Below are 16,021 nucleotides of genomic sequence, written 5' to 3'. Positions count from 1 at the left end.
TTGCCTGCACACCCTAATGCAAAGAATGTGATCGGGCAAAAAATCTGGCACAAAAAGTAAAAAAAAATCATCGTCAGGACTTGGGTTCCAGAAAAACGACCCAACATGTCTAAGTATCAGTTTTGGCGGGATGGAATCAAACACCGTCCTGCTTTCTAACAACCCATAAATATTACCAAAATCAGGAGAGACGACCCGATGAATATTCGTCCTTTACATGACCGAGTGATCGTTGAGCGCCAGGAAGTTGAATCAAAATCTGCTGGTGGCATCGTTCTGACTGGTTCTGCTGCAGAAAAATCGACCCGCGGTACAGTTTTAGCTGTAGGCAAGGGCCGCATTCTGGAGAATGGTTCTGTGCAGCCATTGGACGTTAAGGTTGGCGACAGCGTTATTTTCGCTGAAGGTTATGCCACCAAGTCTGAGAAGATCGACGGTAAAGAAGTTCTCATCATGTCTGAAAATGACATCTTGGCAATCGTTGAATAATCCATTCACTTTGAATTAAGAATTAAGAAAGGAAGATAAACATGGCTGCTAAAGACGTAAAATTCGGTAACGATGCTCGCGTAAAAATGCTGGAAGGTGTCAACGTTCTGGCCGATGCCGTAAAAGTCACCCTGGGTCCTAAAGGCCGTAACGTCGTACTGGACAAATCATTCGGTGCGCCGGTTATCACTAAAGATGGCGTTTCTGTTGCGCGTGAAATTGAACTGGAAGATAAATTCCAGAACATGGGCGCACAAATGGTGAAAGAAGTGGCGTCTCAGGCCAATGACGCGGCGGGTGACGGTACAACAACAGCCACTGTACTGGCTCAGGCGATCATCACCGAAGGTTTGAAAGCGGTCGCAGCGGGCATGAACCCGATGGATCTGAAGCGCGGTATCGATAAAGCCGTGATTGCGGCGGTAGAAGAACTGAAAGCGCTGTCTTCTCCTTGTGCAGACAGCAAAGCGATCGCGCAGGTAGGTACTATCTCTGCCAACTCCGATTCTACCGTGGGTAACATCATCGCCGAAGCGATGGAAAAAGTCGGCCGTGACGGCGTTATCACTGTTGAAGAAGGCCAGGCTCTGCATGACGAGCTGGACGTGGTTGAAGGTATGCAGTTCGACCGTGGCTACCTGTCTCCTTACTTCATCAACAACCAGGAAGCAGGCAGTGTCGAGCTGGAAAGCCCGTTCATCCTGCTGGTAGATAAGAAAATCTCTAACATCCGTGAGCTGCTGCCAACACTGGAAGCGGTGGCGAAAGCCTCTCGTCCTCTGCTGATTATCGCAGAAGATGTTGAAGGCGAAGCACTGGCTACCCTGGTGGTGAACAACATGCGCGGCATTGTGAAAGTGGCGGCGGTGAAAGCACCAGGCTTTGGCGATCGCCGTAAAGCTATGTTGCAGGACATCGCGGTGCTGACTGCCGGTACTGTGATTTCTGAAGAAATCGGCATGGAACTGGATAAAGTGACGCTGGAAGATCTGGGTCAGGCCAAGCGCATCTCTATCACTAAAGAAAACACCACCATCATTGATGGTCATGGTGAAGAAGTGGCGATTCAGGGCCGTGTGACTCAGATCCGTCAGCAAATCGAAGACGCTACCTCTGACTACGACAAAGAGAAACTGCAAGAGCGCGTAGCCAAACTGGCTGGCGGTGTTGCTGTGATCAAAGTCGGTGCGGCGACTGAAGTTGAAATGAAAGAGAAAAAAGACCGCGTCGAAGATGCCCTGCACGCAACCCGTGCTGCGGTTGAAGAAGGCGTGGTTGCCGGTGGTGGTGTTGCTCTGGTTCGTGCAGCCTCTAAAGTGACTAATCTGACTGGCGACAATGAAGAGCAAACTGTCGGTATCCGTGTAGCGCTGCGCGCCATGGAAGCACCACTGCGTCAAATTGTGCGTAACGCGGGCGATGAAGAGTCTGTCGTGGCGAACGAAGTGAAGCGTGGCGAAGGTAACTACGGTTACAACGCGGCCACTGGCGAGTACGGCGACATGCTGGAAATGGGTATCCTGGATCCAACTAAAGTGACGCGTTCTGCACTGCAGTTCGCCGCTTCTGTAGCAGGTCTGATGATCACCACCGAAGCCATGGTCACTGAGCTGCCTAAAGCTGACGCGCCGGACATGAGCGCTGCCATGGGCGGCATGGGTGGTATGGGCGGCATGATGTAATCAGCCCCGTCACCTGCTGAAAAAGATAAAAGAACCCGCCGTATGGCGGGTTCTTTGTTTCTGGCAGGCGAGGTTTCCTCTATCTATTACAGCACATGCGTTCTCTGTCACGGTGACCGATGAGTGGCTGGCTAGGCCATCAGTGACAGCTAGGGCGCCAGTCTGTAACCATGCTGACTATCAGTACAGTTTTGTTATTAGCTTTATTGCATATTTACTACTCTGCCATATCTTTGTGCTTGAGCTTGCTTTAAGACTCTGTGTTTTCAACGGTATTTCAGAGAGAGCACTATGTTTAAACACACTTTGGCGTTGTTAATGGCCGGCTGCGTTCTTGGCACCACGAGTAGTCATGCCGGTGATGCAGAGCAAAGCTTTATTGATCAATATCATATGGATGCTCAGATCCATCAGATCCCGGGCGATCAGATGTTGTCTGACGAGCGTCTCAGTGACATGTTCCGGGCGCAGTCGAGAAGAATGACCATTTGCCGGGGCGACTTCATTCCTGACGGCTATGTCATCACCAGTACTACAGTTAATTTCGATTGCGGCAGCTGGCAGCACAGCGACAATGCCTACATTCTGACTGTAGCGCCGAAGGACGGTTCACGGTTTAACACTTGCGCCGGATATCACAGCCGGGTGTACGATGGTTTTGTGATTATCGCCAACATCTACAATCCGGCCTGTAATTTTGGATCTGGTAACTCAGTCAACGGCAGCACGCAGGTGTATGCCGATAAGTACAGATCCAGTTTCACTGTGTGTGCCAACTCGCCGATTCCTGCCAACTACACCCGCAGCAGACACCATTTTTCTACAAGTTGCCGGGTCGGCATTGGCATGGGGAATAATGCCTATGTAATCACCCGCCAGTAGCGGTTACGGCTTATTCGGTTTTTCAGGCCCGGCCTTCTGGCTCGGGCTTTTTTGATGCTGTGTCAGGGTGCTACATCGTTATGGGTGCGCCACGAGTCAGGTTTCTGCTCTGCGTTTTTTATTTCTCTTATCTTGCTCATCTCTTTTTAGCTGCACGTCATCGCTTGCAGTTTGCTGCCTTGCACATTGCTGTCATCATTGCTCTATCTCTGTAAAGTATAGTTTTTATGCGGTTCATCAATAAGCAGAAACTGTCTTAATTGTTAATAATTTCATTTTTTGGTTTATTGCTAGTACATTTTTGATGAGTGGTTTGTTAATTTATTTATCTTCGTCATTTGTATTACCTTTAAATATAGTTGTTATTGGGTGCTTTTAATCTTTTTCTTGGTTTTTTTACTTTTGTTTTGTTCTTTTTATGACGTAGTTTTGTTTTTAATGTGTTGATTTTATTGTTTTTTATTTCTTGATTTGTTTATCTTTTAATTTTTTGGTTAATAGCTTTATATTTTTTTCAATTTTATTTTTACCTGCCTTGTCTATTATGAATTCCAACAAGCAATGAGACATTTATTAATCAGTCAATTTACTTAAATTAAGGAATGAAAAAATGAGCAAGGCAATCAAAGTCGGTATTAATCGCATTGAATTCAGCACCACAGAGAATTATCTCACGCTGGAAAAACTGGCTGAGGCCCATCAGATTGATCCTGCCAAATACCTTCATGGTATAGGTCAGTCAAAAATGGCTGTACCGACGCCGGATGAAGATACCATCTCGATTGCGGCCAATGCGGCGCAGGATGTGCTGAATACTATGACACCGGAAGAAGTGAACACCATTTCGACACTCATTTTTGCCACTGAAACGGGTGTTGACCAGTCCAAGTCGGGTGCGGCTTATCTGATGGGACTGATTGACATTCACCCCAACTGCCGGGCTTTTGAAGTGAAGCAGGCCTGTTACGGCGGTACGGCCGGATTACAGATGGCTTGCGATATGGTGCGTGCCCGTCCGGATGAGTCAGTGCTGGTTGTGGCCTGCGACATTGCCCGTTATCAGCAAAACACCCCGGGTGAATGCACACAAGGTGCCGGTGCGGTAGCCATGCTGATTACCGCTGACCCGGACATCATTGAGATTGATGCTGAACGCGGCTGCTACAGTGCCGACATCATGGATTTCTGGCGCCCGAACCAGTTCAAACATGCCCTGGTGGACGGCGAGTTGTCGAAAGATGCCTACCTCAATGTGATGACAAGCAGCTATCAAGGCTATCTGGTCAACGGCGGTAAGCCACTGGATCAGCTCGAATGGCTCTGCTTCCATCAGCCTTTCACTAAGATGGCCAAAAAAGCCTTTGAGCACCTCAGCGCCCAGTATCCTGAGCAGATGGCGGATAAAACCGATGCCGCTTACAGCATCAGCCAGCAATACGGACGTGAAATTGGCAATACCTATACCGCCAGCCTCTACATTGGCCTGCTGTCTCTGCTTGATAACGCTGAGCAGGATTTGACGGGACAGACAATCGGCTTCTTCAGCTATGGCTCAGGCGCGGTGGGTGAATTCTTCTCGGGCACTGTGAATAAGAATTACCGCCACGCCATTAATACCCTGGCGAATCAGCAAAAGCTGGCTGCACGAACCGCGCTCAGCTACGACACTTATTGTCAGTATATGTACCAGCTGCGCGACTACGATCAGGCCAACATTCGCTATAACCCGACTTCCGGCTCGAACTTCAGGCTGGCCGCGATTCACGACAACAAGCGTGTCTATGAACGTGTGCTCGAGCCAATGAGCAAAGCGGCTTAAAGCCAGACATCGCCACTTTTAACATCCAATCAATACCACTATTTGTTTAATAAGGAAGAGTAACATGTGCGGCTTTGTAACGGTTTATAGTGCGAATCCTCTTAATCAGATCAAACCTGCTCAGATTGAGCAGGGTCTTAAATCCATCATTCACCGCGGCCCCGATGAAGGACGGGTCTGGCAGTCTAATGACCAGCGTATGATTATGGGCCATACCCGGTTGAGTATTATCGGCCTGGATAACGGTATTCAACCGATCCACAGCACGGATGGTGCATTGCATATTGTGGTGAATGGCGAATTTTATGACTTTGAGAAAATCCGCTATGAGCTGACTCGTCAGGGCTGCAAGTTCGTGACTCAGTCGGACAGCGAGATCGCGCTGCACCTTTATCAGCTGTACGGCACCAAAGGGCTGGAAAAACTGCGGGGCGAATTCTCTCTGGTGCTGTTTGACCAGCGTCAAAACCTGGTGATTGCAATGCGTGACAGGGCCGGGGTGAAGCCCTTATTCGTGGCCGAAGATCAGGGCCGCTATTACTTTGCTTCTGAAATCAAAGCCATTATTGATTCTGGCGTCCGCGCTGTCTGGGATGAGGCGTCCTACAACACCCGCGCGTTTTACCTCAAGAATAATACCCTGTTCCAAAATGTGCAGTCCGTACCGGCGGGGCACATGATGACCCTGACGCCTTCCGGTGTGACCCAGCAGTGTTACTGGGATATCGACTACCCGGATGCGGAAACGCTCAATGCCAGTACCCTGTCTGATGCTGATGCCATTCAGCAGGTGCACGATGCCATTGAAGAGTCAGTGAAGCTGCGCCTGAGAGCGGACGTACCGATTGGGGTATACCTGAGCGGGGGCGTGGATTCCTCGGCTATTCTGGGGATGGCCACTCAGCTGGCGGGCAAGCCGTTTGATGCCTATAACCTGTCCTTTGGTGAAATGGAAGATTACGACGAAAACCGTTTTGCCCGTCTGGCGGCGGAGAAGAACGGTGCCCGTTTCCATACTGTGCCTGTGACGCAAAAAGATCTGGCCGATAATTTTGAAAAAGCCGTCTGGCATAACGAGACCCCGTTTTTTAATGCTCATGGCGTGGCGAAATATATTCTCAGCGGCATAGTACAGGATGCCGGTAACAAAGTGGTGCTGACCGGGGAAGGGGCGGACGAAGTTTTTGGCGGCTACCCGCACTTTAAGCGCGACATGGCGCTGTTTAATACCCAGGGCCAGAACCCGGACGATGTTCAGGCCATCTTACAGAAGATGAAGGCTAATCAGGCGGGTTATACCCAGCAAGGTATGCCGGCGGACGTTGAGTGGCTGACGCAGCAGCTGGGGCACGGGGTATCCTGGCTCGACAATCAGGCGGGCTGGTTCAAAGAGCTGCAAAACGTCTATGCCGACAGCCAGATCGACAGATTTGGTGATGTCGAACCCTACCGTATCTTCTTCAATCAGCTCGATCACCGCAAGCTGGCAGGGATCGACCCGGTACACCGCTCTATGTATCTGTGGGCCAAGTCTTTTCTGCCGAACTTTGTGCTGACCACTTTGGGTGATCGCATGGAAATGGCCCACAGCGTAGAAGGTCGCGTGCCTCTGCTGGACCACCGCGTGATGGAGCTGGCGGCGACATTGCCTGTGCACCTGAAAGTGCGCGGTAATACTGAAAAATTTGTGTTCCGTGAAGCCATGAAGCCTTACCTGCCTGAAGAGCTGTATAAGCGTAAAAAACATTACTTCCGCGCCCCGCCTTCCACGCTGATGCAGCAGGGCCCGCTGTTTGAACTGGTTAACGACACCCTGAACTCGTCCAGCCTGGATGCACTGCCTTTCTTCGACAGCAAGAAAGTACGCCGCCTGCTGGCAGAGATGCCGAAAATGTCACCGCAGCGTCTGGCACTGCTCGACCCTATGCTGATGGAGCTGACCAGCCTGTGCATCTTGCAGCGTAAGTTCAACCTGGCATCGACACCGTCTGTGTATAAGGAAGCGGCATAATGAAAATCGGTATTGTTGGCGCGGGATTAAACGGACTGGCCTGCGCACTGCTGCTGAAAAAGTTCGGGCATGAGGTCACTGTGTTCGAGCGCAGCGAGCAACCGCGGGATTCAGGCACAGGGATCTACGTCTGGCCGCAAGGAGTACAGATCCTGCGCTTCATTCTCAATGACAACAGCTTCCTTAACGAAGGGCAGCCGATAGATTCGCTGGTGACGTTGGATCGCCACGGTAAAGAAGTGCACCGCCAGCTGGTTCAAATGCCGGGGCATGATTTTCCGGCACCGGCTGTGATGTTTGAGCGTCAGCGTTTGTTCAATCTGCTCAAACAGGAGCTGGGCCCGGATGACATCCGCTACGGCGCAGCCTGTACCAAGGTGATCAATACCCGCGAAGAGGCAAAAATTGAAATCAACCACAGTGACTATGAATCTTTTGATCTGGTTGTCGGCACCGACGGTATCTCATCCAAGGTCAGGGAATATGTCTGCGACAGTCAGCCGCACTACACCGGGGTGATCGCTTCCCGGGGCGTGACCTGCTTTGACTGCGACATTCTGGAAGAGAATGCGTGCCAGATTTTCGCCCATGATCAGGCCCGGCTGGTGACTTATCCGCTCGATAACAGCACCCGTTTCCGTTACTGGTTCGTGGCGTACCAGCATGACCTGGACCAGCCCACCCTGAACAGAAACGAGATGGCGCAGCGCCTGGAAGGGCTGCCGGCACCGCTGCTGGAGATGATCGAAAATACGCGGGAAGACAACATATTGACCCTGCCGCTCAACGCCATCACCCCGGGTCATCAATGGTACAACGGCCGTTGTGTGCTACTGGGTGACAGTATTCACGGCATGCTACCTACGCTGGGTTACGGGCTGACCCTGGGACTGGAAAACTGCTTCATGCTGGCTCAGGCACTGAACGGCAGCTGTTTTGATGACATTCAACCGGCACTCAAGCGCTACCAGACCCGGGTGGCACAGCGTTCCTGCCAGTTAATCGAGGTGATGGAGCAACTGACAGACTTGTTTTATTTCCAGAAAGAAACCGTGCAAAAACAACAGCGTCTCGGCGAGGTGATGGGACGCTTTCACGAACTGGCCCGAACAACGGCATTTTAACATGATGATGAACCAATCTTTTGTAACAGAACTCAACCGCTTTGCGGACCACTACATCAAGCCGTATATCGTGCAATGGGAAGCGGCGGGCGAGTACCCGCAGGAGCTGCACAGTATGGCGGGCAGCGAAGGGATATTGCGGTTAGGCCATAGCGACAAAGACAGCCTCTTTCGCGATACCGACAGTGCCGTGGCGCTGGTGGAAACCCTGACCGCCGGCGGCAGCCAGGGTCTGGCCATGGGGCTGGCGTCTTACCTGGTCAGCTTAAGTGCGCTGCACCAGCATAACGATGGCCGGTTTGATGCCGTGATTGAACAGGTACTCGATGGCGACGCCACCATTTCGCTGGCGATCACTGAACCTCAGGCCGGGTCGGATATCGCTGCGATCACTACTCAGGCGGTGCCGTCGGCGCAACATGATGAGTTCCTGATTACGGGAGAGAAAAGCTATATCTGTGGCGGTTTGCATGCGAACTATTTTGTGGTGCTGGCGAAGTACGGCGATCGGGCAACAGGCCAGCAAGAGATGGGGCTGTTTCTGGTCGAGCGGGAGCCGGGTACTGTGTCCGGAGAGCGAATTCCCACCCTGGGCTGGCAATGTCTGGACGTGTCGAGCGTCAGGCTGGAGATGGCCAGAGGCCGTCTGATTGCCGGCAGTCAGGCCTGCTTCGGCACACTGAAGATGATGCTGAAAAAGGAGAGGATCAATCTGGCCGTTATGGCAAACAGCGACGCCAGAAGCCTGCTGGACGACAGTCTGATTTTTGCCCACAAGCGCCAGGTTCACGGTGCGCCGCTGCACAATAAACAGGCCATATTGCACCATCTGGCTGAGATGCAATTGCAGATTTCAGCCACCAGCGCCCTGGTCGCACAAAGTGTGGCCGCGCTGAGAGAAGAGCGCCTGACGGATGAGGCCGCTTGTGTCACTAAGGTCAATGCCACCCGTGCCCTGGATCTGGTATCCAGCCTTGGGGTACAGATTTTCGGCGCCCGGGGCTGTGAAAGGGGGTATTTGCCGGAACGGGTCTTTCGCGACGCCAAAATCCTCTCATTAGGCGGCGGCACCACGGAAGTGTTACAGAACATCATAGGTAAATCACTGATCCATTCTCTGACCAAATAGGAAGAACCATGACTTATTCTGCACAATCGGCGCCATTAAGTGCCTATTCTCAGCTGTTGTCTGAGGCATTAATTAACCACAACTACCAGCAGTTTTGCGGCATTGAGGTGGTAACACAGACCCCTGAGTACTGCAAAACGCGGCTGACGGTCACTGAGCAGATTGATAACCTGAGCCAAACCCTGCACGGCGGGGTGATCTACTCCATGATGGATGTCACCAGCATGCTGGCGACCATCGCTACCCTGGATGACGGGGAGTACGCCATCACCAATAATTTTTCCGCCAATATCATGTCAGCGACCAAGCGCGGCGAGACGGTAGAATTTGAAGCCCGCATTACCCGCAATGGCCGTAACCTGCTGTTCAGCCATTGTGAGGCTTACAAAATTAATGCATCCGGCGCTCGCAGCCTGATAGCGACGGCTCAGCTCAGCAAGTTCAAGCGCCGTCAGGCTTTGACCACAACAGCAGAGGTGGCGGCATGAAGCAAAAGATGCTCTCTTTGGGCACACTGGCCGGCGCTCTGGCGGTTACTCTCAGCGCCAGCGTCGCCACAGCCCAGGCAGCACCGCTGAAATCGCCCTCCATTGGCGTGATTCAGCTTGTCGACCCGCTGGACAGACCAAAAGACGGCTTTTGCCTGGATGTAATTGGCTACAGCCCTTATGAGCGGCTGGATCTGCCTTTAATCGCCCATAACTGCAAAAACGGTTTATACAGAGATCAGGCCATGTCGTTACTGAAAAGCGGGGAAATCTTTCTGCCGGCCTATAAAAAGTGCCTCACCGCCATTGCGCCGCATACTCAGGCCCTGCCGGGTGCCGCACTGATGGCGCGAGATTGCGGTGAACATTCCGACTTTCTACAGGCGCAGCCGCTGCAGAAATTTCAGTGGAGCGACGACGGGGAAGTCCGGCTGACAGGCTCTGAGTTGTGCCTTGCGGTGGGAGAGCAATCCGATCAGACCTCATCCCCGCTGCATCGCTGGCGGCCCCTGTCGCTGCAGTCCTGTCAGATCAAAGACACCCGGCTGGCCCGCTGGCAGTTTATTGACAAGTCATGATGCGGGTTCCGTTGTGGTGGCTTGTCTGGTGTTCCGTTTTTTACTATCCCTCCGGGCTGGGCCGCAGTCAGTAACAGCGCCAGCCCGAAAGCTTTTTTGTCCGATATATCCTGTCGCCCCTTTTCCGTTCTGAACAGCTGTCCGTCTGTTCGATTATCCGCTTTGGCTGTCTGCCTGCTTGTTCCCCCTGTGCGTTTGTTCACTTGGGTTGTCTGTACTCTCCATTTCCCTTTTCGCTGTCTGCCGGGAAAGCGCAGGCAACGGAGCTGAATCGGTATAGTTTTCTGGCTATTGAGCACTGCTTTTTTCAGCCCGTAAGCAAGGTTAGCGCTTTTTTTTCATTCATTTTTTGCTTTCATTACTGTCAGTGGATTGCTTTTAAATTATTTAAAATCAGTTACTTATTTGGTTGTTTGAAATAATTCGATATCAATGCGCCACTCTTTTCAATTTTTTTATCAGGCGGGGGCTCCTAATATCAGTTTCGAGCTTAACGAACAGCAAGCAATGCCTGGCCAGGCTTTAGAGAACAGTTAGCAAGATAACTCAAAGGAAACGAAGCTATGTCTAAAGTAACGATTGAATTTTTTCACGATGCAGTCTGTGGCTGGTGTTATGTCCTGAGCCCACGGCTGCGCAAGCTGGTTGAACGTGCCGATGTCGAAGTCAAACAACGCTGCTTTGTCCTGCAACGTAATGATGAGGAAATGGTGCAGCGCTTTGGCTCTCTGGCGGCGGCCAAATCTGAAATCCTCAACCACTGGGTTGCCTGCCAGCAAAGAGCGGATGATCCGACCCGCTTTAATATTGAAGGCATGCGTGCTCAGCCATTTTCGTACCCGAGCGGTTATCTGGCGGCACTGGGCGCCAAAGCGGCTGAGTTGCTTGGCGATTCTGACACCCACTGGGATTACTTCGATGAAATCCAGCGCCTGCACCTGAAAGTGAACGATAACATTGGCGACCGTGAAGTCATTATCGCCGCGGCGAGCAACATCGGCCTGGATACGGCGGCCTTTACCAAAGCGCTGGACAGCGATGAAGTTCGCCAGGCGGTAGAAGCCGATCTCAATCGAGCCAGAGAGTTTAACCTGCGCAGTATTCCAAGCCTGATTGTCAACGGCGAGCATGTGGTGACTGACACCCTGACCAACGAACAAATCGATCAGCTGTTTTTGCAATAACACCAGAGATAGTCCGGATAACCGGAAAACCTGACAGATTTCTAATTACATTTAAGTGAGATAGCACAATGACGACAAAAGTACTGGTTCTATATTATTCAAGCTATGGACATGTTGAAACAATGGCGCACGCAGTGGCAGAAGGGGCCAAGAGTGTCAGTGATGTACAGGTCGACGTTAAGCGCGTGCCTGAACTGGTGCCGGAAGAGATTGCCCGTCAATCCGGTATTCAGCTGGATCAGCTGGCCCCGATTGCCGAGCCTGGCGAGCTGGCGAATTACGATGCCATTATCTTTGGTACGCCGACCCGCTTCGGTAACATGGCGGCTCAGATGCGTAATTTCCTCGACCAGACCGGTGGGTTATGGTTTGAGAAGAAACTGGTTGGCAAAGTCGGCAGCGTGTTTACCTCAACCGGTACCGGCGGCGGCAATGAAACCACCTTGCAGTCATTCCATACCACTTTGTTTCACCATGGCATGGTAGTGGTGGGTCTGCCTTACACGGCCTCTGAGCTGACTGATCTGTCGGAAGTCAAAGGCGGTTCTCCGCTGGGCGCGGCCTGTATCGCAGGCGGTGACGGCTCGCGTCAGCCTTCGTCCAAGGAACTGTCGATGGCCCAATTCCAAGGCCAGCATGTGGCTAAGCTGGCCAAGAAACTCAGCCAGTAATCTTAACTGACCCAGGATGGCGGCCGCTTGTCAAAAAAGGCGGCCAGCCCCTCCTGCCCTTCCTCAGAGACGCGGATATCGGCAATGCGCTGCGCAGTCTCAGCAATCAGTTCTGCATCAATCGGTCGGCCGGAAACATCGGAAATTAACTGTTTGGCCGCTATCAATGCCTGAGGTGAATTCTTCAGGATCTGCGTCAGCAACTGCTCCGCCACCTGTTCCGGTTCATCGCTGATTTGGTGAACCAGCCCCAGACGCAGGGCATCTTCAGCATCAAACACTTCAGCGGTCAGAAAATAGCGACGGGCCTGAGATTCCCCCATCGCCCTGATCACATAGGGGCTGATCACCGCCGGAATAAGGCCCAGCTTCACTTCGCTGAGGCAGAAAGCGGCATTACGGGCTGCTATCACAATGTCGCTGCAGGCGATCAGTCCCAGTGCGCCGCCGTAGGCTGCCCCCTGAACCACAGTGATCACCGGCATTCGGGCGCTATTGAGTGTGCTCATCAGGGCCGCGAGCTGCGCGGAGTCCGCCAGATTGGCTTCCCGCGAGTTGTTGGCCATCGATTTCATCCAGGCGAGATCGGCACCGGCTGAAAAATGTTTGCCGCGGCCGGATAACAAAATAGCTTTCGCCTGTTCCTGATGGGCCCGGTCGATCATGGCGATCAGGCCGGCGATCACTTGTTCGTTCAGCGCATTATGCACCTGCTCGCGGCTAAGCTGGATGTGGGCACAGCCACGGTGGTCAAGGTAATACTCAATAGTCATGTTTTCTCCCTTCCGTGATGTTGTTTTTCTATGGCAGGCCGACAGCAGATGCCGTAGCTGCATAGATCGAGTTCACAATTTCATTTTTACTCATTGTGTTGCTAATCGTTAAGTTGCACTATAACTTTGTTTTCAGTCAATGTTCAGCAAATGTTCAGCAAATAAAAAAACATAACGAGAGTGAGTGGGTTAGAGGGATATCAATCATGTCAGCGCGCGTAACCTTAGAAATGTGGCGGGCTTTTATTGCGATTGCCGAGCAGGGCAGCGCAATGAAGGCGGCCCAGAAATTGAATAAAAGCCAGTCGGCTGTGTGTCACAGCATCAAGAAAATGGAGTCCTTACTGGGGCATTCACTGTTTATCGTCGAAGGCAGAAAATCTACCTTAACGGATCTGGGACACAGTCTGTTACCGCGGGCACAAAGTTTACATAACAATGCAACCCAGATTGAAGCGCTGGCCTCGAAATACCAGGGGCAGCTGATGACAGAAATCAATGTGGCTGTGGATGTTCTGCTGCCGTTCGATTTTATTCAGAGCGTGTTTGAGCGCTTTTATCAGGCCTATCCAATGGTTTCGATACGGGTATTTGAAACCTCGTTATCCGGTGCCGGGCAGTTGATGGAGTCGGGCAGCGTGTCGCTGGCAATTGCCGGCCGTCTTCCCAAAGAAACCGTGCTGGAACCCCTGGCTGAGATCGAACTGCTTTGTGTCTGCGCCCCTTCTTTTCCGCTGGCAACAGAAACTCAGGTATTTCAGCCGGAGCTCAAACGTTATCGCCAGGTGGTGATCCGTGATTCAGGCAATCAGAATGTGGACAGTGGCTGGCTGGGATCCCACCAGCGACTGACGGTCAGCAGCCTGACGGCAGCGATGGCGTCGGTCGAGCAGGGACTGGGGTTCGGCTGGTTACCCGCGCACAGTATTGCCGATAAGCTGGAGGACGGTGATTTGGTACCGGTTGATCTGACCAAAGGGAAAAGCCGGGTTGTCAGGTTGCAACTGGGGATGAGCCCGGATCAGGCGCATGTGGGGGAAGTGAATACCCTGTTCGAGTTGTTCAGCAACCTGACAACTATGATTGAATCCTCTCCGAGTCCCGCCTTGGTGTGAGAAATCAGAATGTGAGTATGTCAGGCTGACGTGTCAACGTCGGCCTTTTTATTGTCTTAACAGTCAGGAACGCATAGAAATCAGCCAGCAAGTTATGCACTATGGGGGGATGAGTGACAAAGGGAAGTCGTTATGTATATTCAGGATTTAAAACATCACACCGAGTCGGCATCACTGTATATCGCAAACTGGCACATTGAACCGGGCCAGCACTGGGGGATATTTTCCACCCACAGTCATGCCGCTTCGCTGCTGGTCAGAATGTTCAGTGGCGAACTGACGCTGCAACAAGGCCAGATCCATGGTCTGCCGCAATCTGTTGCCTGTATTTCATTGCATGAACAGCAAAGGCTGCTTGATCTGGAATTGGACAAAGACGAGACCGATTTTTCCGACAGCATTGATTACGGCACCACGGTCGAAGCTCTGGTGCTGGAAGCCGGGTGCAGCTCAGCGGAGCTGGAAGCGCTGCTGGCAAAGACAGATCTCACCCGGCTCAGGCAGCGAGGATTTCGTCAGCTATCTACCGGTGAGACCCGCAGGGTGATGCTGGCACGCGCGCTGGCAACCAAGCCAGCATTGCTGATTTTAGATGAGCCCTATGCCGGTCTGGATGTGCAGCACCGTCAGGCTTTGTCGCAGTTGCTCGATGAGCTGTCGCAACAGATGCAACTACTGATAGTGACTTCGCGGGAAGATGAGTTGCCGCCGTTTATCAGCCATGTTGCGTTGTTTGACGAGAAGCAGCTGTCGCAGGTGCTCAGCCGTGATGCCTGGCTGTCGCACCCTGTGATGGCGCAGATGAAAGCCTTGTCCGGGCAAAAAAGTGACGCCATGCTGGCCTTGTTACAAGCCCATCAGGCGGCGCATGATTACCCCAACCCCCTGGTCTCAATGCGGGATGCCAGAGTGGAATACGTAGGCGCCAGGATTTTTTCCGGGGTGAACTGGCAGATCGAGCAAGGCCAGCACTGGCAGGTTCGTGGCCCGAACGGGTGCGGGAAAAGTACGTTACTGGGACTGGTGCTGGGGGATCATCCGCAGTGCTACAGCAACGATGTGACCGTGCTGGGCATGAAGCGCGGCAGTGGCGAGACTATCTGGGACGTGAAAAAACATATTGGTGTGGTCTCTTCGGCCTTGCACCTGCAATACCGCGTCGGTTGTCCGGCGCTGGATGTACTGCTGTCAGGGTTTTACGACTCCATCGGCTTGTATCAGCAGCCGAGCAAGCGCGAAGTGCTGCTGGCTCGTGAATGGCTGGGGCTGCTTGAAATGGCGGAGTTTGAAAAAGTCAGTTTCCGTGAGCTGGATTATGGTCAGCAAAGATTGCTGCTGATTGGTCGTGCCCTGATCAAACAACCTGCTTTACTGATATTGGATGAGCCGTATCAGGGGCTGGATTATCTCAATCGCAAGCTGGTGTATCAGGCCTTAAATCGTATAGCCTCAGCGAAGATCAGCCAGTTGCTCTACGTGACGCACCATGAAGAAGATGCTTTAGAGGCGATTAAGCATTTTGTTGATTTTATCGACGATCCTGAGGGGGGCTACCGGGTGAACATTTATTCCTCTGCATAAAAGTGAAATGCTGAACCCTGAAATGCCGGTACAAGGTTCAGCTGAAAAATTGCCTGAAAAGCTGTACGTGTTTTTTGTCGTTTAAAATCATTGCTTTAAAATGATTTTTTAACTTTTCCATTTAAGATGTGATTTTGAGCAGTAAAATGCTGACTGTGAGGCAAAAAGCCGTACCAGAGGGTTGTTGTGTGATTTTTGTTAGCCATGGGCCATCGTTAACCGTGACTGGGTTCACCAGGGAAAAAGCCGGAAAAGCTGTACGCTTAACGATCTCATTTAAAATCAATTAGTTAAGTTTATTTAATGTTGTCTTAATTAGTAAGTTCTGATTAAGTGCATAAAAAAGCTGTTCTAAAAGGTAAAAGCTGTTTCATCATAACGGTCTTGTCTTAATGGCTTTGCTAAACTCTGTCCGCCACTGAAAAAGACGGCATCAGCGTCATCTGGAAAATAACTGAAAAAGCTGTACGAAATTTAAAATTGTTTATTATCAGT

Annotated in this window: 14 protein-coding genes; 13 read left to right on the top strand and 1 reads right to left on the bottom strand. The window is 51.7% G+C overall.

The window, feature by feature from the left end:
- Nucleotides 1-198 precede the first annotated feature (198 nt).
- The 11 genes from Q4491_RS15140 to wrbA all read left to right on the top strand — a co-directional run bounded on the left by Q4491_RS15140 (nucleotide 199) and on the right by wrbA (nucleotide 12,057).
- Nucleotides 199-489 carry a co-chaperone GroES gene (locus tag Q4491_RS15140; protein ID WP_027254091.1) on the top strand — a complete coding sequence of 97 codons (291 nt, stop codon included), beginning with the start codon at nucleotides 199-201 and terminating at the stop codon, nucleotides 487-489.
- Nucleotides 490-530: 41 nt separating this feature from the next.
- Nucleotides 531-2,171 carry a chaperonin GroEL gene (groL, locus tag Q4491_RS15135; RefSeq protein WP_192017322.1) on the top strand — a complete coding sequence of 547 codons (1,641 nt, stop codon included), beginning with the start codon at nucleotides 531-533 and terminating at the stop codon, nucleotides 2,169-2,171.
- A 291-nt stretch (nucleotides 2,172-2,462) separates the two neighbouring features.
- Entirely contained in the window at nucleotides 2,463-3,053 is a 591-nt protein-coding gene (locus Q4491_RS15130; RefSeq protein WP_303458573.1) for a hypothetical protein, read from the top strand.
- A 610-nt stretch (nucleotides 3,054-3,663) separates the two neighbouring features.
- Nucleotides 3,664-4,872, top strand: coding sequence for a hydroxymethylglutaryl-CoA synthase (locus Q4491_RS15125; RefSeq protein ID WP_303458571.1), 1,209 nt, complete (start codon nucleotides 3,664-3,666; stop codon nucleotides 4,870-4,872).
- 64 nt (nucleotides 4,873-4,936) lie between these two features.
- The gene (asnB, locus tag Q4491_RS15120) at nucleotides 4,937-6,883 is read left to right on the top strand and encodes an asparagine synthase (glutamine-hydrolyzing) (protein ID WP_192017325.1); all 1,947 of its coding nucleotides are present in this window, start codon (nucleotides 4,937-4,939) and stop codon (nucleotides 6,881-6,883) included.
- Nucleotides 6,883-8,007 (top strand): NAD(P)/FAD-dependent oxidoreductase, encoded by a 1,125-nt coding sequence (locus Q4491_RS15115; protein ID WP_192017326.1) that lies wholly within the window; start codon nucleotides 6,883-6,885, stop codon nucleotides 8,005-8,007. The genes asnB and Q4491_RS15115 overlap by 1 nt, the downstream gene beginning before the upstream one ends.
- A gap of 1 nt (nucleotide 8,008) precedes the next feature.
- The gene (locus tag Q4491_RS15110; RefSeq protein ID WP_303458567.1) at nucleotides 8,009-9,136 is read left to right on the top strand and encodes an acyl-CoA dehydrogenase family protein; all 1,128 of its coding nucleotides are present in this window, start codon (nucleotides 8,009-8,011) and stop codon (nucleotides 9,134-9,136) included.
- Between the two features lie 8 nt (nucleotides 9,137-9,144).
- Nucleotides 9,145-9,624, top strand: coding sequence for a PaaI family thioesterase (locus Q4491_RS15105; RefSeq protein WP_192017328.1), 480 nt, complete (start codon nucleotides 9,145-9,147; stop codon nucleotides 9,622-9,624).
- Entirely contained in the window at nucleotides 9,621-10,202 is a 582-nt protein-coding gene (locus tag Q4491_RS15100; RefSeq protein WP_303458564.1) for an RICIN domain-containing protein, read from the top strand. Before Q4491_RS15105 ends, Q4491_RS15100 begins: the two co-directional genes overlap by 4 nt.
- A gap of 563 nt (nucleotides 10,203-10,765) precedes the next feature.
- Entirely contained in the window at nucleotides 10,766-11,386 is a 621-nt protein-coding gene (locus tag Q4491_RS15095) for a DsbA family protein (RefSeq protein ID WP_303458562.1), read from the top strand.
- Nucleotides 11,387-11,454: 68 nt separating this feature from the next.
- Nucleotides 11,455-12,057, top strand: coding sequence for an NAD(P)H:quinone oxidoreductase (gene wrbA / locus Q4491_RS15090; RefSeq protein WP_192017331.1), 603 nt, complete (start codon nucleotides 11,455-11,457; stop codon nucleotides 12,055-12,057).
- 2 nt (nucleotides 12,058-12,059) lie between these two features.
- Here the strand turns inward: wrbA and Q4491_RS15085 are convergent, their stop codons facing one another.
- Nucleotides 12,060-12,830, bottom strand: a complete 771-nt coding sequence (locus tag Q4491_RS15085) for an enoyl-CoA hydratase-related protein (protein WP_303458560.1) — start codon at nucleotides 12,828-12,830, stop codon at nucleotides 12,060-12,062.
- A gap of 206 nt (nucleotides 12,831-13,036) precedes the next feature.
- Between Q4491_RS15085 and Q4491_RS15080 the strand changes: the two genes are divergently transcribed.
- Nucleotides 13,037-13,945 (top strand): LysR family transcriptional regulator, encoded by a 909-nt coding sequence (locus Q4491_RS15080; protein ID WP_303458558.1) that lies wholly within the window; start codon nucleotides 13,037-13,039, stop codon nucleotides 13,943-13,945.
- 132 nt (nucleotides 13,946-14,077) lie between these two features.
- Complete coding sequence (locus Q4491_RS15075) at nucleotides 14,078-15,526, top strand: ATP-binding cassette domain-containing protein (RefSeq protein WP_303458556.1); 1,449 nt, start codon at nucleotides 14,078-14,080, stop codon at nucleotides 15,524-15,526.
- Nucleotides 15,527-16,021: the final 495 nt, after the last annotated feature.

It is taken from the genome of Photobacterium sp. 2_MG-2023 (assembly GCF_030547675.1).
Taxonomy (GTDB): domain Bacteria; phylum Pseudomonadota; class Gammaproteobacteria; order Enterobacterales; family Vibrionaceae; genus Photobacterium; species Photobacterium arenosum.
Note: the sequence above shows the minus strand (reverse complement) of the source record. Positions and strands in the feature narration are given on the sequence as shown.

Coding starts and splice junctions, on each gene's coding strand:
- Q4491_RS15080 (WP_303458558.1), top strand. CDS start 13,037: ATGTCAGCGCGCGTAACCTTAGAAATGTGGCGGGCTTTTATTGCGATT.
- Q4491_RS15075 (WP_303458556.1), top strand. CDS start 14,078: ATGTATATTCAGGATTTAAAACATCACACCGAGTCGGCATCACTGTAT.
- Q4491_RS15130 (WP_303458573.1), top strand. CDS start 2,463: ATGTTTAAACACACTTTGGCGTTGTTAATGGCCGGCTGCGTTCTTGGC.
- asnB (WP_192017325.1), top strand. CDS start 4,937: ATGTGCGGCTTTGTAACGGTTTATAGTGCGAATCCTCTTAATCAGATC.
- Q4491_RS15115 (WP_192017326.1), top strand. CDS start 6,883: ATGAAAATCGGTATTGTTGGCGCGGGATTAAACGGACTGGCCTGCGCA.
- Q4491_RS15100 (WP_303458564.1), top strand. CDS start 9,621: ATGAAGCAAAAGATGCTCTCTTTGGGCACACTGGCCGGCGCTCTGGCG.
- groL (WP_192017322.1), top strand. CDS start 531: ATGGCTGCTAAAGACGTAAAATTCGGTAACGATGCTCGCGTAAAAATG.
- Q4491_RS15095 (WP_303458562.1), top strand. CDS start 10,766: ATGTCTAAAGTAACGATTGAATTTTTTCACGATGCAGTCTGTGGCTGG.
- wrbA (WP_192017331.1), top strand. CDS start 11,455: ATGACGACAAAAGTACTGGTTCTATATTATTCAAGCTATGGACATGTT.
- Q4491_RS15110 (WP_303458567.1), top strand. CDS start 8,009: ATGATGATGAACCAATCTTTTGTAACAGAACTCAACCGCTTTGCGGAC.
- Q4491_RS15140 (WP_027254091.1), top strand. CDS start 199: ATGAATATTCGTCCTTTACATGACCGAGTGATCGTTGAGCGCCAGGAA.
- Q4491_RS15085 (WP_303458560.1), bottom strand. CDS start 12,830: ATGACTATTGAGTATTACCTTGACCACCGTGGCTGTGCCCACATCCAG.
- Q4491_RS15125 (WP_303458571.1), top strand. CDS start 3,664: ATGAGCAAGGCAATCAAAGTCGGTATTAATCGCATTGAATTCAGCACC.
- Q4491_RS15105 (WP_192017328.1), top strand. CDS start 9,145: ATGACTTATTCTGCACAATCGGCGCCATTAAGTGCCTATTCTCAGCTG.